Here is a 22637-nt window from a genome sequence, read left to right as displayed (position 1 = left end):
GATGGGTTTCATCGACACCTTCAGCAATGCGATTCTCGATTCAGCGGCCTGGGAATCCCACGTCGAGGGCGCCAATGCGATTTCTATCGTAGATGGCCGCCTGAACCTTCACGCGACGAGCGGCTCGATGGTTCAACCCGGCATGGCGGGCGTGCTGCGGCGCGCGGCCCTTACCGGTGACTTCAGCCTTGTCGTGGACCTCGATGCGACGATCACCCTCGGCCCGGCGCTTCCCTTCGGTTGGGCTGTGATCGTGCTCGGCCCGTTGCACGAGTCCCCGGAAATCATCGGGCTGTTCAAATTCGGCGCGCTCGACCTCGTCCTCGCGCATGTGCGCGTCCAGGGCGGGATCGGCGGCGTCGGCGCGATTCAGCTTCCGCCGGGCATCACGCGCCAGGCGGCGCGGCTTCGCATCACACGCGGCGGCAGCACCTGGAGAACCGAAGCCGATCTGCTCGACGGTTCTGGCTATCGGCCCATGTCGCAGGTCGACGGCTCCACCGCCAATGCCCAATCGATGTTGCTCGCCCTGTGCTGCGGCAATCCGGTCGAAGCCTTCTTCGATAACTATCTGGAGAACGCCATGCCGGTGGATCAGCCATCGGTAGTGACCAGCTATCTCTATCCGAACCTCGGATGCGACCTGCTGCTCGACGCGGACGGCGATCTTGCGGTTTCCGTCACCGGCGACCTGGCGCTCACACCGCGCGGTTCGGTCTGCCTGCTCCAGGACATCGCGGACCTGCTGGAGACGCTGCCCGGTGATCTGTTCGGCCATCCCGAATACGGCGCGGGGATCGGGCGGCTCTTCGGCGAGAACTACAAAGCGGGCTTTGTGCGCCACGTCGAGCGCGCCATGCGCGACGCCCTGGTCAACGATCCGTCCGTCGCGCCGCGCCTGTTGCCGGAAACCGTTCAGGTCGACATGGAGCGATATTCCGAACGCGAGCTTTCGGTTGCCATCAACGTCTCGGCGATCAGCGACGGCCAAATCGTGCCGCTCAACTTCGTCTGGCAATACGGCCTGGACGACGTATCGCGGATCTTCACGCGGGAGGCGGCGCGATGATCATCCGCACCTACGATCAGATCGTCGCCGACATGCTGGCCAAGATCGCGGCCCGTACGAAGCTCACCAACTTCAACGTCGGGTCCGTCGTCCGCACACTCGTGGAAATCCTCGGCTCAGGGCTCGCCGACCTGGGCGACCTGACGCTCGCCTGCCTCAAGGCGGGCTTCATCGCCACGGCGGAAGGCTACTGGCTCGACCTCAAGGCCAAGGAGTTCGGCGTCACGCGGCACCCGGCCAAAGCGACCGAGGGCACGGTGTTCTTCGCCAGGTCGGTCCCCCGAAACGAGAACATCGTCATTCCGGCGGGCACCATCGTCTCGACACTCAAGGACCAGGAAGGCAAGGCCTATCGGTACTTCACGCAGGCCGAGGCGATTCTGGCGGCGGGCACATCGGAGATTTCCGTCGCGGTCATCGCCGAGCAGACCGGCGCAGCGCACAACGTCGGGCCCGGCTCCATTCAGAAGACCGCCGTCCACAGCCGAGGCGTGGACTCGGTCGAGAACCGCGACGACTGGATGACGAGCGAGGGCACCGATGCGGAAACCGATGCGTCGCTTCGGGCGCGGTGCTTTCTCGCCTGGGAAGAACTGACCCAAGGTAGCACCGAGCGAGCCTACATCTCCTGGGCGCTGTCTGATCCGCGCGTCACGAGCGCCTTCGTCAACTCGCAGCACCCGCGCGGTCAGGGCACGGTCAATGTTTACATCCTCGGCGCGGGTGGAATGCCGTCGCCGGGCCTGATTACCGCAGTCCAGGCCATCATCGACGCCAACCGTCCTCTGTGCGTGGATGCGTTCGTGCTCGCGCCCGACGAGATCGAGGTGGACCTCACGCTGGCCATCGTGCCCAAGCGCTACGTCTCCACCGCGACCATCGAGGCCGAGGTGCGCCGTCGGCTCGCGGCGTATTTCAATCCGCAGGGCGATCCGGCTTACCCGTGGATCGAGCCGCTCGGCGTGGGCCGCAAGGTCGTCTTCAACCAATTGGTCGAGATCGTCATGAGCGTGGACGGCGTGTACGACGTCCGGTTCGTCGCGCCGGTTGCGGATATCGACGTCGATACCGATGAATTGCCGACCATCCGGTCGCTTACGATCAGCTTTGAAGGAGCCGTGGCATGAGCGCGATCGGCGAATACCTGTGGTGGTTGCTGCCCGGCTTCCTCAAGAAAAAGGGCGCCGTCGATCCCGCGTCCTCGACGACCTGGAATCTCGTCACCATCCAGGGCGAAACGCTGGACGCCTCCAAGGGCGAAATCATCTCCATGCGCGCCCAGCACGCCGTGGAGACCGCCGAAGGCGAGCAGTTGGACCTGCTTGGCGAGGAGCGCGAAACGCGGCGGTTCGAGAGCGAGGCCGACGCTGCCTACCGGCAACGCATTTTCCAAGCAGCCGCGCGCAAGCAGAAGGTCGGCACGAAGCCGCACATGCTGCAGATGCTCGTCGACCTGGGCTTCGGCGCGCAGGTGGTCGAGGTGTGGACCATCACGCGGCGCTACTGGGCGGAATTCATCGTGCGCCTCTGGGACGCGGGCCGCCCGATCACCGTCACGCAGGACGAACTCTACCGCGAGGTTGACCTCAATCGCCCGGCGCATGCCAGGGCCGTCTACGTGATTGAACTGCCGCTCGACACCTACGACGACAACGAATCCTTCGATCAGGCCAAGGCCTTTGATTCGTGGAGACTGCCATGACGCAGAAGATCAGCTTCCAATACCGCGACCCCGAGGACACCGAGCTTCTAAATCATCGGTGGGAAGGGATCATCGAGCCGGGCGTGAAACAGGGCTTCGAGGTCACGCTCGGCACCGATCCGCCGCAGACGACCATCACCATTCGGCGCGGCGTGCTGGTGACGAGCGATTTCTGCCGGATCGAGGAGACCGAGCCGATTATCGACGCGCTCCCGATCCCGCCGAATGAAGAGGCGCATCCGCGCTGGGACCTGGTGGTATGCGAGCACCGCTATTTGCGCTCCGTGCCGCCCCCCGTGGCGATGTACGCGATTATTCAGGGCGAGGCGGGCAACACGCCGACGCTCCCCGCTTTGCCGCCCAACTGCGTCCCGTTGGCTTATTGCCTCATTCCGGCAGGCAGCGTGCGCTACACCGACATCCTAAATTTCGTCACCCAGTTCAAATACAACTGCGTGTGGGACGACGCGGCGGCCGCCTGGCGGATCGTCCTCGGCGCGAAGATGGCCCTGCTCGTCTCCATCACGCCGAACGCTGCCCCGGCGCTTTCCATTGCGCCCGGGCTACGGGTGTTCGTCCACGCGGGCAACATGCCGGACGGCTCGATCATCACCTGGATCCGCGTCATGGAACTGACGCCGCAGGGCTTTACGGAACTCGTCGCCCTGGCGCAGGAGATCATCGCCGCGCGGGGCAGCAAGACCTCGCTAGATGCGCGGCTCGATATTTCTCTGGCCGAAGACGGCACCTATAAGCGCACCGGCTTTCTCGACCAGGTCATGGACGAAGTGGAGGCGGCGCGCGGATCGATGGCCAGTCTCGATGCGCGGCTCGATGTGTCGCTGAACAATGACGGCACGTATCGCCGCGTCGGGATTCTGGACGACATCATGGACGAGGTCGACGCGGCGCGCGGCAGCAAGGCGTCGCTCGACGAGCGGCTCGACGTGTCGCTGAACAACGACGGCACCATCAAGACGGCCGCGCTCCAGGAGAAGATCAGCCACGCCGATCTCGTTGGAATGCCCGATACGAGCGGAACCAACAGCGACCATGATGAGCGGTACTACCGCCAGACAGAGATCAACGACCGCTTGGATCGCATCCACGGCGACGGCGTACTTTCCGGTTGCGACGTCTTGAGCGTGAACGGCATGTCCCTGCACATTAGCGGCGGAACCGTCCTCTACAACGGCAAGCTCGTGACCGTCGGGGACCAATGGTCTGACAGCATGGAATCGGACGGCACCTGGTACTGCTCGATTAACTCCCTTGGCGGTTCGGTCATGTCCCAATCCGGATGGAGCGGCGTGCCTCTGTACAAGTGCTTGGTATCGGGCATCGACGTAGAGGTCGTTGCCGACAAGCGCAACATGATCAGCTATCCCGACCGGCGCAACATCTTCCGCCACACCGAAGATCATTACGATCCGGGTTACACCACGATGGGCGGCGTCAGCCTCGCGTGGGAAGGCGTGCTGGCTATCGGCAAGGTCGCCGGATGCGGCACGGCAACCTACGACGGCCAGACGCGCGGTTACTGCCGGATGGACGACGCGACTTATGCCTCGGTCTTTGAAACCGGCATGACCGTCACCTTCTGGAATACCGAGGACATGGAAACACACAAGCGGATTGTCCACGCCGTGAACGCGGATCACGTCTACTTCACGTCGAGTGCATCCGTCGGACAGAACAGCGCCGGAACCCTGGCCGAGTACCGCAAGATCGATTCGAGCATCGACTTCCGCGACCGCATCCTGACGGTGCTCACCACGTCGCGCTACTCGCTCTACGACGTCGCCAATTTCATGCCGAACGGCACCGACAAGGGCACCTGGGGCGCGACGGCGGGCGGCGACGCCTACGGCAACTTCCGGATGAATCTGAGCCAGGTCTACACCGAAGCCGGGATCGATTTTTCGGAAAGTGGTTGGTCCGATCAGGAGACCAACTGGAGCGCGGCGATGGTGTACGTGCCGGGCGGAAGCCAGGACAGCGGCTCCCAAGGATGGAGGATTCTCGCCGACGACTATGACGGTGACTTGTGGATCGCCTACGCCCACTCGTCCTGGGACGGCATTTTCGACGCGTCCACCTACAAGGGCGGCCGCGCCAATTTCTACGTGATGATTCTCGCGAGCCCCGACCTCGGCGGCTACGTGTGAGGAGGAACGCACCATGCCGGTGAAATTCGTTTTCGATGACGCGGGCAACCTGGTGATCCGGACGCGCCTGCGGCCATCGGCGGAAATGCCTGCCGACGAAGAGATGCTGGATCGTGCGAAAGCGCGGGCCGGTGTCGAGTCCACCGAAGGATGGCACGTGATCCAGGTAGACGATGAATCGTATCGCGCTCAGTACACGCGAGCCGTTTCCATCACCCGCGATGTCCAGACCGGGCAGATCGCGGTCGTCCAGGCCACGCCGAATGTCGTCTCTTCTGCCGAACTCGCGCGGGACGCTCGCGTCAAGGAAATCGGCGGCACTGCCGCCGCCGCGTGGGGCGCGCTTACATCTGAACAGAAAACCAATCTCGTCATCGAGTACTTCGAAAAGGCGATCCTGCGGATCGCATAGGGGGATATGACAATGGAATCGAAATTCGTCTACGAGCTACTCGCCTTGATTGGCGGCGCGATGGCTGGCTACGGCGCGATGTTCGGATTTTTGATCAAGTGGATCACCCGCAAGAACGACGAACTCCTCAAGATCATGCTCGGCAACGACCGGGCGTGGAAGGCGCAGACCAGCGAGTCGCTGGCTGACATCCGCGAGTGCGTCGATCACGGCGAATGCTGCGCGTACAAGGCCGACAAGGAAAACGTCCACGAGCGGCTCACCGAGATCCGCACGGCGGTCGTGGGCCGGGAGGGCGCGTGATGGCCGAAGCGAACATCATCCGCCTGGTCGAGAAGCTGCCGTGGAATCCGAACCGCCCGCGCTGGACGCAGAAGCGCGGCCTGGACAAGATCGACCGCGTGATCCTGCACCAGAGCCTCGGCCATGCGGACACGTCCGGCAACCGGGACGTTTTCGGGATCAACAATTACCATATCAGTCCCGGCAACCACATCTCGGCCGCGGGCTGCCCGCATATTTGCTATCACGCGTGCATTGACGACGATGGCTCGATCTATCTATGCAACGAACTGACCGATGTGGTCTGGCACTGCGCGGGTCAGAACAGCCGCTCAATCGGCATTATGCTCGTCGGCGATTTCGCGGGGCCGGGACACGCTGGCGGCGAACCCACGACAGCGCAGGAGCAGGCATTTTTCGCGCTGGCCGAGCACCTGGTGAATACGCTGGGGCTTCCTTCCTCGGCGTTTTTCGGGCACTGCGATTTTGGAAAACCTGCGTGTCCAGGGACGACGGCCTACGGGTGGATCGAGAAGTTGCGCGAGTGATTTCAGATGTTTGAAAACGGACGGCTAATTGGCGGGCAGGCCCTCTTGCAATCTCGCAAAGGCTTCTGCTTTCCATCGCAAGGCAATCCGACCGCGTTTTTCCCATTCCTCACCGAGTCGCATTTGCGCGGCTCGGAAAATCCATTCAGCAATCACCGGTGGGAAGGAATCCACACGCCGAAAGTTTCCATGTCGGCTCACGCCGATGTATCTCTCGTCGGTCAGTATCGCGCTGATCAGCCGTGGCTCCCAATTCCGATTTCCGACTGGTGGTTGGACTCCGTTCGCGTTGAGGGTGCTGCAAATCTTCCGGCGTGAAACGCCTGAAAACGCAAACTGCGTAAAGATGAACTCAATGGTGTCCACTTCGTTTTCGTCGCCCACATCAAGCCGATAGTGGCCTTCTCGCGATTCGGTCGGCAAATCAAGGACCAATTTGAAACCATAGGGGGCGCGGGTTCCGGTGAAATATCCGTTCAAGAATTTGTCCCAGGTTTTCATCGCCAATCTCCGTTTGCAGGTTTCGAAAATATTCTGCCCAGAAACTGTCGCGGCTTTTCCGCAATATGCATTTGGAACGCGGCGATGTCTATTCGGATTTCACTCGGAAATGAAAGTCGTTCGCGCGCCCGTAAAATATGGCGAAAATGCGCCCGACATGGATGCCACTCGGATTTATTCGGATCTTCCTTGACTTCCCCGCCCCCCGAAGCGATGTGTTTGACCGCTAAAAAGGGGGAATTGGCGATGGAACAAACCGATGCCAACAGAGCCATGCACACACTGCGCACCCTGCGCTTCGGCGTCGAGATTGAACTCGTCTCGATCTCACGCGAGCGCGCGGCCAAGGCCGTGCAGGCTGTGGTCGGCGGCGCGGTGGAGTATCGCGGGTACGTCGACAACCTCGACACCTGGACGGTTACCGACGCTCGCGGCCGCACCTGGAAGATCGTATCGGATGCGTCGCTCACGCACGCGCCTGCGCATCTGCGCGCCGAGGTCGTCACGCCGATCCTCGAATGGACCGATATCGAGAAACTCCAGGAGGTCGTGAGGGCGCTTCGGCAGGCGGGCGGCCGAGTAAACGAACAGTGTGGCGTCCACGTCCATGTCGACGGCGCGCCGTTTGACGCGGCCGCACTGACGCGCCTGGTCAAGATCGTCAACAAGCAGGAGCGACTCATCATCGACGCGCTGGCAGTCAACGAAGATCGTCTCCGCAGGTACGCGAAGGCGAACAGCCAGGAGTTCGTCCAGAAGGTATCGACGCAGCGCGTCCGGTCGATGCGCACGCTGAATCGGCTGTGGTACGGCAAGCACAACGGCAATCCGCAGCATTACGATCCGTCGAGGTATAGAGGCCTAAATCTTCACCCGCTATGGTACGACCAATCGTTCGAACTCCGCTGGTTCAACGGCTCCAACCACGCAGGGGTGATCCGCGCCTACATCGTGTTCTCGCTCGCGCTGGCAGCCAAGGCGCTGAATGCAAGGGCCGCGAGCGGCAATCGCCGTGATTACGACCCCAACAATACCAAGTACTGTTTCCGCGTCTTTCTGATCCACCTCGAGTTGATCGGCGACGAGTTCAAGAACGTCCGTAAGCACCTGATGGCGCACCTGACTGGTAGTGCGGCATGGCGGCACGGGCGGCCGATAAAGAAAAGCAAAGGCGATGGCCTCGATCAAGAAGCGCAGTAAGAGGGGCGGTGGCTCCACGATCCTTTTCGTTTACGGCACTCTGAAGCGCGGCCAGCGAAATCACCATCTGATGCGCGAGGCGCGGTTCCTCGGTGAAGCCGTCACCGCACCGCAGTACACGTTGCTCGACCTAGGTTCTTTTCCGGGTATGATCCCTAGCGGCAACACCGCCGTCCACGGCGAACTCTACGAGGTCGGGCCGGAACTGATGGCGCGGCTCGACCGGCACGAGGGTGTGCCGAGGTTCTATGTGCGCGTTCCAATTTTACTTTGCGAGGGTAATTCTGCCGAAAGCTATATCTTGGTTCATCGGGAACGAATTAAGGACGGAGTCATTATTCTGACATGCTGGTCATGATCGATTTATCAAGACAGCTATTTAGCTACTGCCTTCTTCAACCCATCCCACTTCTTATCGGTCACCATGACGAACAAACATTGACCGTCGCTTCGATCTGCCCATAACGCGCCGATTTTCCGTTTCTCTTTGGAGTCGTCAGTGGTCCAACGGTCTGCCCCCTTGTACTCGACCACGAACCAGCGCCCATCATTTAGTAGCACCACAAAATCCGGATAGAACCTGTCGGTGGAGGTCGGTAGCCAGAACGCGGACTCCGGGCGACGTTCGAGGTTACGGACCCATAGCTTGACCTCGTCCATCTGATCGAGAAAGAAAGCGCACTCGGCTTCTTCATCATTCATGTCGCCAATTAGAGGAAATATATGTCTTTTGAAACGGTACTGGCCTTGGTAGTAGTTGCTGGGAGCGTAACTGGCTTTGGATATCTCCAAGACGATCTCAGGCCCAACTTCGATCTCCTTGGCGGGCATCTGAAACAGTACTCGCTGAAAGGCCTCGGCCGATTTCTTTTTTCGATAGTTCTCAATCCGCGCCGCGATAGCGTCACGCAAACGGAATTTTCGCCCGGCCAGCTGCTCAAGATTTATGCCGCGATTGTTGACCAGCGCTTCCAGCACGCGGTCGACAAACAACGTCGATTCGGTGCGAACGATGTCAGGGTGCGGAATATTGCGGTCCAGCCAATTGATCAGCGCCGGATGGGTCCAGCCTTTCTCGAAGGAGAGAAGGCTCATCTGCTGATGCAACTCTTCGACGAAATGGACTTCGACCTTCCCGATATCGCTTACGTCAACCTCGATCATCTTGCTGGCGCTTGCATCCGTCGGAAAGTCCGTTTCCGCAAGACCCTCATCGCACTCGCCAAGCTTCCATTCAAAGTCGAGATAATGGCTTTCCTCGAACAGTTCAAGTTGGTCGCCCACCCGAATGGCGAGGGCTGGAACACGAAAAAGTTCAACTTCCGGAGCTTTTCCATCGCTGACTGCTCGCCCATGGGATTTATGATAGAGACGTTCCACGGCTTCCTTGCCCTGGTCGGTCTTGAAGCAAGTCTTCAAAGCCTCCCTGTCTGTTTCGCTGATGACACCGGTCACGCGAACTGATTTCGTGCTCTCGTCATAGGTCACGCGCTGACCCAACTCTTGCGGCAGCTGCTTGAGATCGGGCTTTTCCTCCTCCACCTTTTCGGTGTGATGCGTCCATAACGGCAAATCGGCTTGCGGCTCGTCGGAGGTTACCAATTGATCGGCTTCAATGCGCTCGAAACCGTTCTCCAGTAGCGCGTCCTTCAGGGAGTTGGCGGCGTCGATAAAGTGTTGCGACGCGGTAAATGCATAGGAGCAATTCAGATCGTCATGCTTTTTTAACTTCGCTCCGGGGAGTCTTAGAATTCGTCCAAGAACCTGCTCCACCGCGCGGCCTGAATGCGTGTCCTGAACCGAACACAGGACGTATGCAAAAGAGCAGTCCCAACCTTCCTTCAGTGCCTGAACGGTGATGATGTACCGAAGTGGGCAATCGCGGGCAAACAGGTCAACATCGTCGATTTCCCGCGTCTGGCCCGTGGCGATGGCGATCTGATCTTCCGTTATGGGGAAGTCCTCCAGCAAGCACTTCTTCAGCGCCTCAACCGTCAGGGTTTCCCTTTCCTTGCTCTGGGGCTGGGCCTGCAGCAGCACAATGGGACGGATGTACTCGCCGGTCTGTTTTTCCTCCTCGGCGGCCACGGCCTCCAACCGATCCCGTTGATGGACCGCCTGGGCAACGACCTCCTTCCATTCGGGCCGTGTGCGCAGTCGGATCGGCAGTTTGACCATCTGTTCTGCTTTGAGTTCAGCCGCGGAAACTTGATGGAGCACGTTGCTGGCGCACAACCCCAAGTCCGGCTTATGCACGGTCTGAGGAGTCGCAGTGAACTCGATGATGCATGAGGGCGACAGACGCGCCAGCGTTTCGAAGGACAGTTTGGTCCGCGCATTGTGCGCTTCGTCCATGATGACAACGGGGCGGTGAAGGCGAAGAACATTGGCAAGGGAATAAGCGAGCACGCCGTGCGCGTCCCTTTCCAGGCGCTCTTCTTGATCTTTCGTCAACGCGCTGAAGTGATGTTGTAGGTTCCCCGACGATTCGTAAATCTTCCGGCCGTCGGTATCCTCCACGCGAAGCGCGGCCAGCGTGGACACGATGATCGTCGTCTCGCCCAGCAGAGTGGATTGCTGTACGTAAAGGGATTCGGCCAGATCGAGCACGGTCACCGTGCCTGGAAAAAACGTCTCCACTGCCTGCCGATAAGGGTGACTTCGGTTTCTCAATGCGGCCAGGGTCTGCTCGCGGATCGTGTTGGAAGGTACGAGCCACAGGCAGACGACGTGTCCCTTGTGGATAAAATCCCGCGCGGCGATTCCCAAGGCATGGCAGGCCATGAACGTCTTGCCGCCGCCGGTCGGAACGCGAAGGCAAACATAGGGCGGCTCTCCAAGTTGATGCACCGTTCGATAAGGCCGACCAGTCTGCATAACGAAAGCCCTGGTAGGCCCGATTTTCGTCGCATCCTTTAAAAATGTTTCCAGGGCTTCGAGGCTCCGCTGCTGGTATTCGCGCAACTGCAACATGGTCAACCCACCTTGATCTGATAGGGGATCTGCCGGAACGTGACACCTTCGCGTTTTAGACGCGCAAGGCTTAGACGGCACCCTTCGCCGTAGATCACACGCGGTCCATTATGCTGGGGCAACGAATCCAGGACGGGGCCAATTAAAATGTTACCGCCGTTTACCCGCTTGTCACCCAGGACACCGTTGTACAGCAGGTAAACTGCCACTCCGTTTTGAATACCCAGGAGCGGCGATTTCGAAGCGGCTGGTTTCGGAAGAGGTTCGCCTGTCTCCGTGAAAAACACATGAGCCGCGAGGTCAGCGAAGGACACATCCTTGCGGATGTTGCCCGTCTCGTCGAACAGCGAGACGCCCAGGGTTACGTACCGGAAACCGCCGCCGCCTTTCCAATCCAACGTATGCGTAATCCCACCCGGATCGCCACCTTCAACCACCATCGTCAAGCGTCTGGCTGTCAAATTTCGCACGAAGTCTTCGCGCTCGACCATAATCCAACGGCGCCCCATTTTATGGGCGACCGCACCGGTCGTACCACTTCCAGCAAAGCAATCCATTACCAAATCACCTTTGTTGGATGCTATGCCGACAATCCGCTGCAACAGGCGTTCGGGTTTGGGTGTATCAAACGCCTCTTCCTCCAAAGCCAGCGCGAGCATTTCCTTTTTTGCCTCGTCGGTGTGTCCGACTTCGTCATGAGGCCACCACGTCCACGGCACCAACCCCTCTACTTCTGAGAGATACCTAATTACTCTGGGGACCCCATTTCCATCTTTCCCGAACCACATTCGCCCATCCGCACGGAGCTTCAAATATTCACTTTCAATGAAAGCCCAGCAGCGACCTTTGGGAGGAGTGTGTTCCTTCCCGTTTGGTGCCACAATTGTGTACATCTGATTTGGACGCCAGCCTTGAGCAGTCATCGAAATAGATTGCCAAGGACCTTTCGGGTCATTATTTGGGTTTTGGTAAACTGATCTACTTTTTTCATCCAAAGGCACCCGATTTCTGGCCACTTTGAACAGGTCGGGGTTCATTGCGTAAACCATTAGGTATTCATGGACATCGCCAATGCCTGCCCTATTTTCCCGCGAATAACGTTTTTGCCAAACGACGGTCGCCACGAAACGCTGAGGACCAAAAACCTCGTCCATCAAGAGCCTAAGATAGCCCACCGCGTTGTCGTCTATGCTGACAAAAATAGCCCCGTCCTCGCGCAGGAATTGCTTGAGAAGCTGCAGGCGTGGATACATCATACAAAGCCATTTATCGTGGCGCGACAAATCTTCCGCCTCGTGGCCGACAACTTTTCCGAGCCAATCGCGCATCTCCGGGCTGTTCACGGCGTCGTTGTAAATCCAGTTCTCGTTACCGGTGTTGTACGGGGGATCGATGTAGATGCACTTCACTTGCCCAGCGTAATAAGGGAGAAGCGCCTTGAGAGCGAGCAAGTTGTCGCCTTGCATGAGTAGGTTGCCGCTGCCGGGATCGCCCACGGACAGCTTCGGGTCGGCCTTCAGGAGGTGGAACGGCACCTCCCGGTGGTGGTTCAGCACGGCCTTTTTTCCGATCCATTCCAGAGTTGGCATAGCCCCTTTTCCTCCACCGCCATCGCCCAGCAGCGCACGGTCAGACGCATTCAACAAACAGAGAATTACGAGAGAATACGAGCGCGGTCTTGCAGAGTCAAACGAATACGCCGCAGGAACCGTCTTCGAAGGCGAAGACCAACCAGAGCGCACTTCCTCGCCTCGCTCGATCCTTTCGTCTCCTTAAACTATTTTCAGATCCGGCCTTCGCTTCTTCGAAGAAGCGCCACTTTGCCCATTTCCGGCAACTGGAACCATGACCAACCCGAACAGAAGCGCGTCGAGGTCGGTCGGATCGATTCGCAGGTCGCGAGCGACGTCTTTTTTGGCGATGTTCTCTTCACGAAGCGTCAAGAAAACCTTATTCAAAATCTGCGAGGTCTCGTGCGACGATCCTTGCGGTTCACGGGTTCGATAACCGAGTTGGGCTATCTGCACGCAAATGGTGCGGTACTGCCATTCGGTTAGAAGATTAAGCGCTCTCAATCGATACGCGAGAGCGCCAACAGAAACCGTCCAGTGCTTTTTGAGCGCGATGAGTAAGTCCAATGTGGCCATTCGAGGCGCTTTTGCCAACACGCTTCCTTTAGGCATCAGCATCGCAGAAGCGAAGGTATCCGCTTGTTGCTCGGCTTCGCGGCCGTTGGGGGCACCGTGGCGATGAAGAACGAGATGGCCGAGTTCGTGCGCACAGTCGAACCGGCTTCGTTCTGCTGATTTTGTCGTGTTAAGGAAAATGAAAGGGGTGTTGCCCCTCCATAAAGAAAACGCATCCACTTCCCGGCAGCTTTCCGCGAGCGAATAGATACGGACCCCGTGGAGTTCAAGCAGATGGATCATGTTCCTTATGGTGAGTTCACCAAGGGTCCATTTATTTCGGACGTATTCCGCAGCCGCTTCGGGTTCGGTATTGCGAAGCGATGGTACATCGGATTGCGGAAGATTGAATTTATCTTCAAGCCATTGGTTCAACTCAACCGCCAAGTAACCGGCGCTAAGAGCCATGTCACGTTGATACGCGGTCATCGAACTCATGGCGCGGAAACTTGCCCCGTTGGGAGGCAGTTCGGATACCTCCGGTTGGGAGAAAAAATCCTCAGGAAACTGTAGCGCGTTGGACAGTGTGGTTAGGTGAGCCGACGTGGGTTCATAGTCGCCGCTTTCATAGGCGGTGATGCTTCGCACAGTCAACGAGGTAGTCTCACCCAGACGAATCTTTGTCATCCCTCGCCGTTTTCGCGCAAGGGTCAGCCGTGAAGGTACGAACACGATTTCCCCCTTTGTTTCAATCAGCGACGGTTGACTTCGATGACGATTTCCGGACTCGGTTCCTCGGGTTCCATTGTCAGAAGCTCCGGATCAAGACGAACCGGTTCCAAAATGATGCGTTCCGCCCAATCCTCGACTCGATCATCCTCTCCGATGAAAGCCGGAAGGGACAGTTCGCAACGAACTTCCTCGCGCCTCCGCGAAATCAATAGAAGCCAAGTGACTCGTTCGGGGTCAGACTGATGGATCGGTGTCGGCGCGGGCGAAAGGACAAACAGCGAGAGTTGCCGACTATTCTGTTCGACCGCCGCCACAGTAGCCGGTCCTTTTTGGCTTTTTGTTTTCGGTGAGGCCTCCGCTTGGCCAGTCCCTTCATCTCCAGACGCAACGGTGATGGCAAGACGGCCTTCAGGATCGATAACCGTTGAAAGGTGGCCCTCGTCGCTCCTAACCCAGCCCAACGGTAAAAGGTTTTCGCGCAATGCACGCAGTGCTCTGCCCCCTGGCATCACTGCAACCAGAAAGGGGGGATCGTTGGCAGTGCAGCTACTTCTAGCCATCTCACCGGCTTTCACAGCAGCCAGCAAAATTTCAGCGTTGAGGCCAATTTCCGCAAGTCTTTCGTTGACTTCCACTGTTTCCTGACGGACAATTGCGTTCATCGTATTCCTTTCTGCTGGTCCATGCCAGCAATGCACTTCCTGTTTTTCTACCTCATTTGAGGTCGAAAAGCAAGAAGTTTTCATGTGAGGGTTAGATTTTTTTCAAAGCCCTCCTAAGAGCCCAATCCCTTCCAACCCTCCCTAACCCCGATAAGCTCTTCAAGAGCATAAGGAGCGATTACGTGCCGGGATGGACGCGCCTGCTCAGTTCGATATCGGGGAATCGTCATTGCTAAAAGTTCTTAGCCCGAGCGGAAAAAAATGCGGCTCAATGAAACCTTTTTCCTCGTGCGTGTGTCTGAAAAAGAACTCGGGCCGAGAAGCGGTGTGCTGGATTACGTAGTCCATGGGAACCCGAGAGAAAACGATTGACACCTTGACGATGCGGTAATAGGTTTCATGACCATGTTGCGTATGTGCCTCAAAATAAATCGGTTGGCGGCGTTGCTCGCGCTGTTCGGCGTTTTGCTGCTGAACGCGCCCCACGCGGACGCCTGCCAAAACGACGAGGCGTCCTGCGAGTCCTACTGCCCCGCCATGATGGACTGCGCAGTTCCTTCCACTGACGATCGTGGCGGCTCCGAAAGTTCCGACTCTTCATCGGACTCCGACCATCTGGCCTGCTGCGTGGCCCAACATACTATGATCGTTACGAGTGCCAACGTCGAATTTCCTCTCGTGCTGGTGGGCGCTCTGGAATCAGTTCATGTCACGCTAAATCCCCTCTTTGTGGTTACCTTCGAACGTCCGCCACGACTCGCCTAGTCCCAAGTCAAATCCCGACGACAATTTAGATCCGGCCGGTTGAGCCACACGGCCAGTCGCCGGTGACAACCATGCGTTTTCAATGAATTACGCGCCTCCGGGAATATTCCGGGGGCCGCGTAGAAGGAGTAATCGATTCATGTTCCGTTACGGAATTGCCTTATTTATTTCGTGCATCGCCTTCCTGGTGATCGGTTGCGCCAGTCACCGCATCGATGCCTCGTGGCCGACCCAGCGTCCATTAGGCGGAAGTGTCGAGTCATACCGACCGCCGACCGCGATTTCAGATGAGCCCGACTCAGAGGGAACCTCCAAAATCGAAGGCCCGTTGACGCTTTCGCAAGCACTCGCTCTCGCGCTGATGAACAACCCCGAGTTGAAAGCATTCGGTTGGGACGTGCGCGCGGCGGAAGCTCGGTTCCTGCAAGCAGGCGTATCGCCGAACCCTGAGTTCGAAGCAGAGGTCGAGGAATTCGGCGGCGCTGGAGAACGTAGCGGGTTTGACGGCGCGGCGGCGACGTTTTCGCTGAGCCAAGCACTCGAATTGAGCGGCAAGAGGTCGAAGCGTTCCGCCGTAGCCGAACTGGAGGGCAAAGCGGCGGGATGGGACTATGAGACCAAACGCATCGAGGTGTTAACCTCCGTCGTCAAGGCGTTCATCGATGTCTTGACTGCCCAGGAAAAGCTGGCGCTCACCGGCGAGGCGGTTCAACTGTCGGAACGTCTCCTGGAAACCGTCCAGAAACTCCATGAAATCGGGAAAGCGCCCGCATTGGAAATCGCCAAGGCGCGCGTCTCCATTGCTTCAAGCCGAATCGAGCACGAAAACGCCGCGAGAAATCTCGCCGCCACGAAGCAGCGATTGGCGGCGATTTGGGGCGGCGGCGCGTCCTCCTTAGACAAAGTTACGGGAGATTTCCAGGCCGTCCCGTCCATCCCCCAACTGGCAGACTTGGAATCCCGTATCGCGCAGAATCCGGACCTTGCCCGATTTGAAGACGAACTTCGCCTGCGCCGCGCGGCAGTGGATTTGGAAAAAGCCAACCGCGTTCCCGATCTGACGGTCAGAGGCGGCGTGCAACGGTTCGGCGATGCGGACGATACCACCTTCGTACTCGGCATCGGCATTCCATTGCCGATTTTCGACAGCAACAAGGGCAATGTGGCGGCCGCGCGCTTCGAGGAAAGAAAAGCAGTGGAAAACGGCCGCGCGGCCACGCTGCGTCTTCGCACCGAACTGACGGATACCTATCAAAGGTTGTCGGCCGCTTTTTCGGAAATCAATTCCCAAAGGGCGGACGTCATCCCTCAAGCGCAAAGCGCATTTCAAAGCGCCGAGGAATTCTACCGAATGGGCCGCTTCAGCTTCCTGGAAGTCCTGGACGCGCAGCGGACCCTCTATGACGCGAGATCGCGCCTGGTGGAAGTCCTCTCCGAGTATCACCAATCCGTCGCCGACATCGAACGGTTGACGGGACAATCCATGAATCCATGACGGTTACAAATCCGTTCAAAATGAGGAGTCAGACAATGAGCAACAAGAAGACTTTTTGGGGAATGGCCATCGCGGCGATTGTCGTCGCTGCTTTCGGCATCGGTTGGGTTTTGGGATCCGGCGGCGCGGAACTGCCGCCGACACAAGCCTATGCGTCCGAGGGTGCATCGAAAAACGAAGCGCACGACGATCACGGTGAGGACAAACATGGAGAGAAACCCGGGGCGCACGACGAGAAGGGCGCTGCTCACGAAGAGCACGGGGAGGAAGGGGTGATCCGACTGAGCGACGCAGTTCTGAAGGAGTTCGGCATTGAAATCGCCACAGCCGGGTCGGGATCGCTACGACACGAATTGACTCTGCCCGGCGAAGTCGGTCTGAACACCGACCGTTTGGCCCACGTCAATCCTCGCTTTGCGGGCGTCATCCGAGAGGTTCGTCGGAGCCTGGGAGATCGTGTCGGCGCAGGACAGATTCTCGCGGTCATGGAGAGCAACGAGAGCTTATCGAACTACGAAATAAAGGCGCCCATTTCCGGGACGATCATCGAACGCCATGCGCACGTGGGAGAATTGCATCAGGACGCGGAACCGCTCTTCGTCATCGCGGATTTGAGCACCGTCTGGGTGGACCTGCGTATTTACCAGAAGGACCTGCCCCATGTGCGGAAGGGTCAGGCGGTCAACATTTCGACTGGGACGGATCAGCCGGATTACGAGGGAACGATTTCTTATCTTGGGCCGGTCGTCAGCGAGGATACCCGAACGGCCTTGGCGCGCGTCGTGGTCAAGAACGCGGAAAACAGCCTTCGTCCGGGAACGTTTGTAACCGCTCGCGTCACGGTGGACGAGACGCAGCTTCCGTTGGTCATCCCGCAAAGCGCCATTCAAACCATCGAGGACAAGGCGTCCGTATTCGTCCAAACGGAGGAAGGATTCAGGCCGGTTCCGATCACGACTGGAAGGACGACTCCCGACCAGGCTGAAGTCCTGACCGGATTGCAGACTGGGCAGCAATACGCCGCCAAGGGCGCGTTCACACTCAAGGCTCAATTGTCCAAAGCCTCCTTCGGAGACGGCCACAACCACTAAGAGGATCGTTTCATGACGCGATTGATTGAATTTGCCCTTCGCAGCCGTCTGCTGATTACCGTTATCGGGGTGTTGTTCCTGGGCGCGGGTTACCTGGCCTACCGACAACTCCCCGTTGACGCTTTTCCGGACGTCACCCCGGCCTTGGTGCAAGTGTTCACCGAAACGGAAGGCCTCGCACCCGAGGAAGTGGAAAAGTACATCACCTATCCCGTCGAAACGGCCATGAACGGTCTTCCGAATCTCCACGAGATTCGATCCGTTTCCAATTTCGGCTTGTCCGTCGTGAATATCTATTTTGAAGACGGCACGGATATCTACTTCGCGCGCCAGCTTGTCGGTGAGCGGCTGCAGCTTGCGCGCGAGGAGATACCCGAGGGCTTCGGCGAACCGGAAATGGGGCCCATCGCCACGGGCATGGGACAGGTGTTGTTCTATTTCGTCGAAGACGAGACGGGTAAGCGCGGCAAGGAGGAGATGCGTTCCATCCAGGACTGGCTCATCAAATTCAACATCCAGACGGTTCCTGGCGTTACGGAAGTGCTATCGCTCGGAGGCGACGTTAAACAATTCCAGGTTCAGGTTCGTCCAGTCGATCTCCTGCGCTACGACCTATCCTTGAACGACATTCTCGAATCCGTAAAGGCGAACAACTCCAACGTGGGCGCGCAATTCATCGTCAAGAACGCCGAGGAGTACGTGGTTCGTTCCATCGGGCTTGCCGAGAAGGTGCCCGATATCGAGCGGATCGTACTCAAGGTCAAGGATGGCACGCCGGTTTATCTTTCGCAGGTCGCAGACGTGGTTGTGGGCGGCGAGGTGCGTCGCGGTCTCGCAACCATGAATGGCAAAGGCGAAGCCATCGTTGGAATGGTTCTCAAGCTCATCGGGACCAACACCTCGGACGTCATTCGTGACGTGAAAATCAAAATGGAGGAAATCAACCGCATCCTTCCACCGGGCATCAAGGTTGTTCCGTATTACGACCAGGCGACCCTTGTGGCCAAGTGCGTCCACACGGTTACCGAAGCCCTGCTTGAAGCGGTCGTTCTGATTGTCATCATCCAGCTTCTTCTGCTGGGTGGACTGCGGCCGAGCATCGTTGTCCTTGCCGCCATCCCGTTTTCTCTCGCCTTTTCATTTCTCGCCATGCGGTTCATCGGTATTTCGGCGAACCTCATGTCGCTGGGCGGCCTGGCTATCGCCTTGGGCCTACTCGTGGACGGGGCGGTGGTCATGGTCGAGAACGTGGATCGGATGCTGCGAGAGAGCGATCCGGCGGAACCGAAAATTCACGTGGTTGCACGCGCTTGCTCCGAAGTCGCCCGACCGATTCTCTTTTCGCTTCTCATCATCGTCATTGTTTTTCTGCCGCTCTTCACGCTCCAAGGCGTCGAGGGTAAGACCTTCAAACCGCTGGCTCAGACGATGGCGGCGGCCATGTTGGGCTCCCTGCTATTCGCCGTGCTGTTCGTGCCGGTGCTGGCCAGTCTGTTGATGAAACGGCCGAAAGCCGGAGGAGCAGAGCACAAAGAGTTTATCGTACTGCGAGGTTTGCTGCGCGGTTATCGCCCGGCGGTATCGTTTTTTGTGCGGAAACCAGCGGCCGCCGTTGCCATTGCGTTGATCCTGCTCGTCATCGGCGGATTTATCTTTACGCGCCTTGGTTCGGAATTCGTGCCGCGTCTGAATGAAGGCGACCTTCTGATTCGAGCGACAATGGCGCCCTCGATTTCCCTTGAGGAATCCCGCGACACTATGACTCGTTTCGAGCGACGGCTGATGGAAAGATTTCCCGAAGTCACGCGCGTCGTAACACGGGTCGGGCGCGGCGAAGTGGGCGCACACGCCGATCCTGTCAACTCGGCGGAAGCGTTCGTTGCCCTGAAACCAATGGACCAATGGGAAACGGCTCACTCGTTATCCGAACTTTATGCCAAGATGGGCGAAGCCTTTAAGGATTTCCCCGGTGCGCAGTTCAACTTTACGCAACCGATCGCGGCTGCGGTCGATGAATTGCTCACGGGCACCAAAGCGGAACTGGCGATCAAGCTCTTCGGGTCGGAAATGGCGGTGCTGAAAGAAAAGTCCGATGAGATCGCCCGTGTCATCGCCAAAGTTCCAGGCGCCTCGGATGTTCAAAAAGATCAGATCACCGGCACCCCGCAACTTCGCATCACAGTGGACCGAGCCGCCATCTCGCGATACGGCATCAACGTCGCGGATGTTCAGGAAACCATCCGCATGGCTGTCGGCGGCGAAGAAGCGGGACAGATCTTCGAGGATATCCGCCGATTCGACATCGTACTTCGATTCGCGCCGGAAGCCCGAGCAAGCAAGGAGGCCATCGGCGACATCCTGATTCACGGTCCTGACGCCACGCGCGTTCCGCTATCGCAACTGGCGGTCATCGAGGAAATCGTCGGGCCACGTCAGATCACCCGCGAGAACAACCAGCGCTTCATCACGGTCCAATGCAACGTCCGAGGACGGGACATCGGCTCTTTCGTGAATGACGCCCAGCGAGCGATTGAGGCCGAGGTAAAACTTCCACCAGGCTATTTGGTAAGTTGGGGCGGCCAGTTCGAGCTTCAACAGGAAGCCAACAAGCGTCTGATGCTCGTCATCCCCGTGACGCTGTTCATCGTATTTCTGCTCCTCTTTTCATCCTTCAACTCGCTGAAGAATTCATTCCTCATTCTCCTGAACATTCCGTTGGCGCTGGTCGGCGGCGTCGCCGCGCTCTGGCTGTCGGGGCAGAACCTGTCCGTTCCGGCTTCCGTCGGCTTCATCGCCTTGTTCGGAATTGCGCTCGCCAACGGGATGGTGCTGGTGACGTACTTGAATCAGTTGGTCAACCAAGGAGTGTCTCTGGCGGAAGCGAGCGTGCAAGGGGCTTGCATGCGCCTGCGTCCAGTCTTGATGACGGCTCTCGCCGCGGGCCTGGGTCTGGTGCCGATGGTCTTGTCTTCCGGAACTGGCAGCGAGGTACAACGGCCGCTGGCTACGGTGGTCATCGGCGGCCTGGTCACATCAACCTTTTTGACGTTGCTCGTCATCCCGGCTGTCTATCGATGGTTCGCCAACGTCCCCGAAATCGAGATTCCTGAAACAGAGGAGGAGCTGTCATGAAATTCATCCACGCCTACATCAAGCCGGAACGGTTGGCTCCGGTGACCCTCGCGTTACGGAAAGTCGAGGGATTGACCGGCATGAGTGTGTTCGACTGTCGCGGTTTCGGTCGCACGTGGCTGAAGGCCATGCACCACCACGCGGCGGATGACGCCGGTGACTTTGTCCACATGGTAAAAGTCGAAATCATCTGCCAGGACCAGCTGGCCGACACCATCGTGAACGCGCTGGAGAAAGCGGCGCACACGGGTCTTCGAGGGGATGGGAAGATATTCACCGTCGATATCGAATCGAAGGTGCGGATCGGGACCGGAGAAAGATGGCCGATCAAGCACGAGTGATTTTCAATGCGAACAAGGACTTTCTCGGAAACGGGAAAGCGGAATTGATAAAGGAGATAAGACATGAATTCCAAGAGCTACGGCATTCTTTTGGCGACACTTTCTGCGCTGATCGTCATCATAGTGGGATGCGCGACGACCGCTCCGAATCTGGCGGCGGATGGGAGAATCGCCTTGAACAGTGCCAAGTCCGAAGACTTACAGATCGGCAACCTGGCGATTCGTCGGGTGGAGGGAACGACCGTTGTTACCGGCCAGGTACGTCCAATACGGACGCAGGCCAATCCCACTCCTGTCGGTCACCTCGATATCGCCGTAACCTCCCAAGACGGCGCTGTTGTCTATGAAGGCAGTTCCTACGTGCATATTTCACGTCCGCGTCATGGGAAACCGACTCTGAGTTCTCGATTCGAGGTGAAGTTGCCCGTGGAAGTCTCCGATGGCTCCATCGTCAAAGTCGCTTTTCACAGCGAGGCCAAAGATCTGCGCGCGCCCTTCAACTGCGGGGCCAATACAGCCGGGCGCGAAGTGTCAGCCTCAGAGGTGAAATGATGGGTGCTAACTAATGCGATCTGTCGCTCTTCGGCAGAATTTGGCCTTGGATTGTTTTATCTTCGGCCACTTCAAAGTGAAACGACGAGTAGTCGTGGCGGCTGTGCTCGCCGGCATCGCCATCGTCATCGTTGTTTCCGGCATTCTGATTTGCGTAAACGCGTCAAGCATCGCGACGAACTCGATACGAGGTCAGATGCCTTCAACGGGTGTCCAAGCGCGAGGCGAAAAACCGTCTGCTGAGATTCCGGCTGAAATCTTCGGGCGAACGGAAACGCCCTACAGTTTGGAAAACGGCGAGGACTCCTGCAATCCCGATAGCATGGAGGTGTCCAGAAACCCTGGCGTGTGCGAATGAACGAGGCGGATGTAGCAAAATACCCCTGTCACGTAATCATCGTTACGAGAGTCGATTTGACATCTGCAAATCGAGCGATATATTGAGAATGCTATGGTGAAACATTCGGCCAAAACACGTTTTCTGGCCGCGCTGGTTCTTGGCGCGTTCGTGGTGGTCGTTCTTCCTCACTTGGACGTGGCATCAGAAGGGAAGGACGGTCTGGGAGCATTCGGGCGCATTTGTTGCTGTGAAATTGCGCCCGAGGGCCACGCGAAGACCGATCACCAACCCAGTTCCTCCGATCATTGTCTGAACTGTTCATCGTTTCATACCTTCGTATTCAGCCCGTTCGGTCGCACCCTGGAGCCGCCGACACCGGTACAGAAGGTTGTGGCGATGGACAATCAAGTCCTCCAAGATTTCATCGGCTCCATTTTTCACCCTCCCCGCTTGGCGTAGTTCCCAGCGACCAATCCTGAACCGAATATCTCCGTCAGGGTGAGCCATTTCCGCTATTCGCGTGGAAGGGCGTCGCCCGCGACATGA

Annotated in this window: 22 protein-coding genes; 17 read left to right on the top strand and 5 right to left on the bottom strand. The window is 58.2% G+C overall.

Annotated features, from left to right (window positions below; genetic code table 11):
- Position 1 precedes the first annotated feature (1 nt).
- From K8I61_16700 to K8I61_16670, 7 genes are read left to right on the top strand one after another with little or no spacing between them, the layout of a single operon-like run.
- Positions 2-1069, top strand: a complete 1068-nt coding sequence (locus K8I61_16700) for a GPW/gp25 family protein (GenBank protein ID MBZ0273680.1) — start codon at positions 2-4, stop codon at positions 1067-1069.
- The gene (locus K8I61_16695) at positions 1066-2196 is read left to right on the top strand and encodes a baseplate J/gp47 family protein (GenBank protein ID MBZ0273679.1); all 1131 of its coding nucleotides are present in this window, start codon (positions 1066-1068) and stop codon (positions 2194-2196) included. The genes K8I61_16700 and K8I61_16695 overlap by 4 nt, the downstream gene beginning before the upstream one ends.
- Positions 2193-2771 (top strand): hypothetical protein, encoded by a 579-nt coding sequence (locus tag K8I61_16690; GenBank protein MBZ0273678.1) that lies wholly within the window; start codon positions 2193-2195, stop codon positions 2769-2771. Before K8I61_16695 ends, K8I61_16690 begins: the two co-directional genes overlap by 4 nt.
- Positions 2768-4939, top strand: a complete 2172-nt coding sequence (locus tag K8I61_16685) for a hypothetical protein (protein ID MBZ0273677.1) — start codon at positions 2768-2770, stop codon at positions 4937-4939. Before K8I61_16690 ends, K8I61_16685 begins: the two co-directional genes overlap by 4 nt.
- Before the next feature lie 13 nt (positions 4940-4952).
- Entirely contained in the window at positions 4953-5351 is a 399-nt protein-coding gene (locus tag K8I61_16680; protein ID MBZ0273676.1) for a hypothetical protein, read from the top strand.
- A gap of 12 nt (positions 5352-5363) precedes the next feature.
- Complete coding sequence (locus K8I61_16675) at positions 5364-5654, top strand: hypothetical protein (protein MBZ0273675.1); 291 nt, start codon at positions 5364-5366, stop codon at positions 5652-5654.
- Complete coding sequence (locus tag K8I61_16670) at positions 5654-6181, top strand: peptidoglycan recognition protein family protein (GenBank protein MBZ0273674.1); 528 nt, start codon at positions 5654-5656, stop codon at positions 6179-6181. The genes K8I61_16675 and K8I61_16670 overlap by 1 nt, the downstream gene beginning before the upstream one ends.
- A gap of 24 nt (positions 6182-6205) precedes the next feature.
- Here K8I61_16670 and K8I61_16665 read toward each other — a convergent pair whose 3' ends face one another.
- Complete coding sequence (locus K8I61_16665) at positions 6206-6682, bottom strand: recombinase family protein (protein ID MBZ0273673.1); 477 nt, start codon at positions 6680-6682, stop codon at positions 6206-6208.
- 282 nt (positions 6683-6964) lie between these two features.
- On the opposite strand from K8I61_16665, the gene K8I61_16660 reads away from it, so the two are divergent.
- Positions 6965-7882 carry an amidoligase family protein gene (locus K8I61_16660; protein MBZ0273672.1) on the top strand — a complete coding sequence of 306 codons (918 nt, stop codon included), beginning with the start codon at positions 6965-6967 and terminating at the stop codon, positions 7880-7882.
- The gene (locus K8I61_16655; GenBank protein ID MBZ0273671.1) at positions 7857-8240 is read left to right on the top strand and encodes a gamma-glutamylcyclotransferase; all 384 of its coding nucleotides are present in this window, start codon (positions 7857-7859) and stop codon (positions 8238-8240) included. The genes K8I61_16660 and K8I61_16655 overlap by 26 nt, the downstream gene beginning before the upstream one ends.
- 17 nt (positions 8241-8257) lie before the next feature.
- Here the strand turns inward: K8I61_16655 and K8I61_16650 are convergent, their stop codons facing one another.
- The 4 genes from K8I61_16650 to K8I61_16635 all read right to left on the bottom strand — a co-directional run bounded on the left by K8I61_16650 (position 8258) and on the right by K8I61_16635 (position 14375).
- Entirely contained in the window at positions 8258-10855 is a 2598-nt protein-coding gene (locus tag K8I61_16650; GenBank protein ID MBZ0273670.1) for a DEAD/DEAH box helicase family protein, read from the bottom strand.
- A gap of 2 nt (positions 10856-10857) precedes the next feature.
- Complete coding sequence (locus K8I61_16645) at positions 10858-12444, bottom strand: site-specific DNA-methyltransferase (GenBank protein ID MBZ0273669.1); 1587 nt, start codon at positions 12442-12444, stop codon at positions 10858-10860.
- A gap of 183 nt (positions 12445-12627) precedes the next feature.
- Positions 12628-13713 (bottom strand): ImmA/IrrE family metallo-endopeptidase, encoded by a 1086-nt coding sequence (locus tag K8I61_16640; GenBank protein MBZ0273668.1) that lies wholly within the window; start codon positions 13711-13713, stop codon positions 12628-12630.
- 20 nt (positions 13714-13733) lie between these two features.
- Complete coding sequence (locus tag K8I61_16635; protein MBZ0273667.1) at positions 13734-14375, bottom strand: hypothetical protein; 642 nt, start codon at positions 14373-14375, stop codon at positions 13734-13736.
- 399 nt (positions 14376-14774) lie between these two features.
- Here K8I61_16635 and K8I61_16630 point away from each other — a divergent pair, with 399 nt between their 5' ends.
- The 8 genes from K8I61_16630 to K8I61_16595 all read left to right on the top strand — a co-directional run bounded on the left by K8I61_16630 (position 14775) and on the right by K8I61_16595 (position 22550).
- Positions 14775-15140, top strand: a complete 366-nt coding sequence (locus K8I61_16630; GenBank protein ID MBZ0273666.1) for a hypothetical protein — start codon at positions 14775-14777, stop codon at positions 15138-15140.
- A 139-nt stretch (positions 15141-15279) separates the two neighbouring features.
- Positions 15280-16635: a TolC family protein gene (locus tag K8I61_16625; GenBank protein MBZ0273665.1), complete on the top strand. Its 1356-nt coding sequence runs from the start codon at positions 15280-15282 to the stop codon at positions 16633-16635.
- A 35-nt stretch (positions 16636-16670) separates the two neighbouring features.
- Positions 16671-17726, top strand: coding sequence for an efflux RND transporter periplasmic adaptor subunit (locus K8I61_16620; GenBank protein MBZ0273664.1), 1056 nt, complete (start codon positions 16671-16673; stop codon positions 17724-17726).
- Positions 17727-17738: 12 nt separating this feature from the next.
- Entirely contained in the window at positions 17739-20858 is a 3120-nt protein-coding gene (locus tag K8I61_16615; GenBank protein MBZ0273663.1) for a CusA/CzcA family heavy metal efflux RND transporter, read from the top strand.
- Complete coding sequence (locus K8I61_16610) at positions 20855-21199, top strand: P-II family nitrogen regulator (protein ID MBZ0273662.1); 345 nt, start codon at positions 20855-20857, stop codon at positions 21197-21199. The genes K8I61_16615 and K8I61_16610 overlap by 4 nt, the downstream gene beginning before the upstream one ends.
- 63 nt (positions 21200-21262) lie before the next feature.
- The gene (locus tag K8I61_16605) at positions 21263-21751 is read left to right on the top strand and encodes a hypothetical protein (GenBank protein MBZ0273661.1); all 489 of its coding nucleotides are present in this window, start codon (positions 21263-21265) and stop codon (positions 21749-21751) included.
- 94 nt (positions 21752-21845) lie between these two features.
- Positions 21846-22109 (top strand): hypothetical protein, encoded by a 264-nt coding sequence (locus K8I61_16600; protein MBZ0273660.1) that lies wholly within the window; start codon positions 21846-21848, stop codon positions 22107-22109.
- Between the two features lie 93 nt (positions 22110-22202).
- Positions 22203-22550, top strand: a complete 348-nt coding sequence (locus tag K8I61_16595) for a hypothetical protein (GenBank protein ID MBZ0273659.1) — start codon at positions 22203-22205, stop codon at positions 22548-22550.
- The last annotated feature ends 87 nt before the right edge of the window (positions 22551-22637 follow it).

Source organism: bacterium, from assembly GCA_019912885.1.
In the GTDB taxonomy this organism is placed as follows: Bacteria; Lernaellota; Lernaellaia; order JACKCT01; family JACKCT01; genus JAIOHV01.
This window is presented reverse-complemented; position numbering and strand designations above follow the sequence as displayed.

What these genes read in the sequence shown, in the direction of transcription:
- K8I61_16700 (MBZ0273680.1), top strand. Translation starts at nt 2, where the DNA reads ATGGGTTTCATCGACACCTTCAGCAATGCGATTCTCGATTCAGCGGCC.
- K8I61_16695 (MBZ0273679.1), top strand. Translation starts at nt 1,066, where the DNA reads ATGATCATCCGCACCTACGATCAGATCGTCGCCGACATGCTGGCCAAG.
- K8I61_16690 (MBZ0273678.1), top strand. Translation starts at nt 2,193, where the DNA reads ATGAGCGCGATCGGCGAATACCTGTGGTGGTTGCTGCCCGGCTTCCTC.
- K8I61_16685 (MBZ0273677.1), top strand. Translation starts at nt 2,768, where the DNA reads ATGACGCAGAAGATCAGCTTCCAATACCGCGACCCCGAGGACACCGAG.
- K8I61_16680 (MBZ0273676.1), top strand. Translation starts at nt 4,953, where the DNA reads ATGCCGGTGAAATTCGTTTTCGATGACGCGGGCAACCTGGTGATCCGG.
- K8I61_16675 (MBZ0273675.1), top strand. Translation starts at nt 5,364, where the DNA reads ATGGAATCGAAATTCGTCTACGAGCTACTCGCCTTGATTGGCGGCGCG.
- K8I61_16670 (MBZ0273674.1), top strand. Translation starts at nt 5,654, where the DNA reads ATGGCCGAAGCGAACATCATCCGCCTGGTCGAGAAGCTGCCGTGGAAT.
- K8I61_16665 (MBZ0273673.1), bottom strand. Translation starts at nt 6,682, where the DNA reads ATGAAAACCTGGGACAAATTCTTGAACGGATATTTCACCGGAACCCGC.
- K8I61_16655 (MBZ0273671.1), top strand. Translation starts at nt 7,857, where the DNA reads ATGGCCTCGATCAAGAAGCGCAGTAAGAGGGGCGGTGGCTCCACGATC.
- K8I61_16650 (MBZ0273670.1), bottom strand. Translation starts at nt 10,855, where the DNA reads ATGTTGCAGTTGCGCGAATACCAGCAGCGGAGCCTCGAAGCCCTGGAA.
- K8I61_16645 (MBZ0273669.1), bottom strand. Translation starts at nt 12,444, where the DNA reads ATGCCAACTCTGGAATGGATCGGAAAAAAGGCCGTGCTGAACCACCAC.
- K8I61_16635 (MBZ0273667.1), bottom strand. Translation starts at nt 14,375, where the DNA reads ATGAACGCAATTGTCCGTCAGGAAACAGTGGAAGTCAACGAAAGACTT.
- K8I61_16630 (MBZ0273666.1), top strand. Translation starts at nt 14,775, where the DNA reads ATGACCATGTTGCGTATGTGCCTCAAAATAAATCGGTTGGCGGCGTTG.
- K8I61_16625 (MBZ0273665.1), top strand. Translation starts at nt 15,280, where the DNA reads ATGTTCCGTTACGGAATTGCCTTATTTATTTCGTGCATCGCCTTCCTG.
- K8I61_16620 (MBZ0273664.1), top strand. Translation starts at nt 16,671, where the DNA reads ATGAGCAACAAGAAGACTTTTTGGGGAATGGCCATCGCGGCGATTGTC.
- K8I61_16615 (MBZ0273663.1), top strand. Translation starts at nt 17,739, where the DNA reads ATGACGCGATTGATTGAATTTGCCCTTCGCAGCCGTCTGCTGATTACC.
- K8I61_16610 (MBZ0273662.1), top strand. Translation starts at nt 20,855, where the DNA reads ATGAAATTCATCCACGCCTACATCAAGCCGGAACGGTTGGCTCCGGTG.
- K8I61_16605 (MBZ0273661.1), top strand. Translation starts at nt 21,263, where the DNA reads ATGAATTCCAAGAGCTACGGCATTCTTTTGGCGACACTTTCTGCGCTG.
- K8I61_16595 (MBZ0273659.1), top strand. Translation starts at nt 22,203, where the DNA reads ATGGTGAAACATTCGGCCAAAACACGTTTTCTGGCCGCGCTGGTTCTT.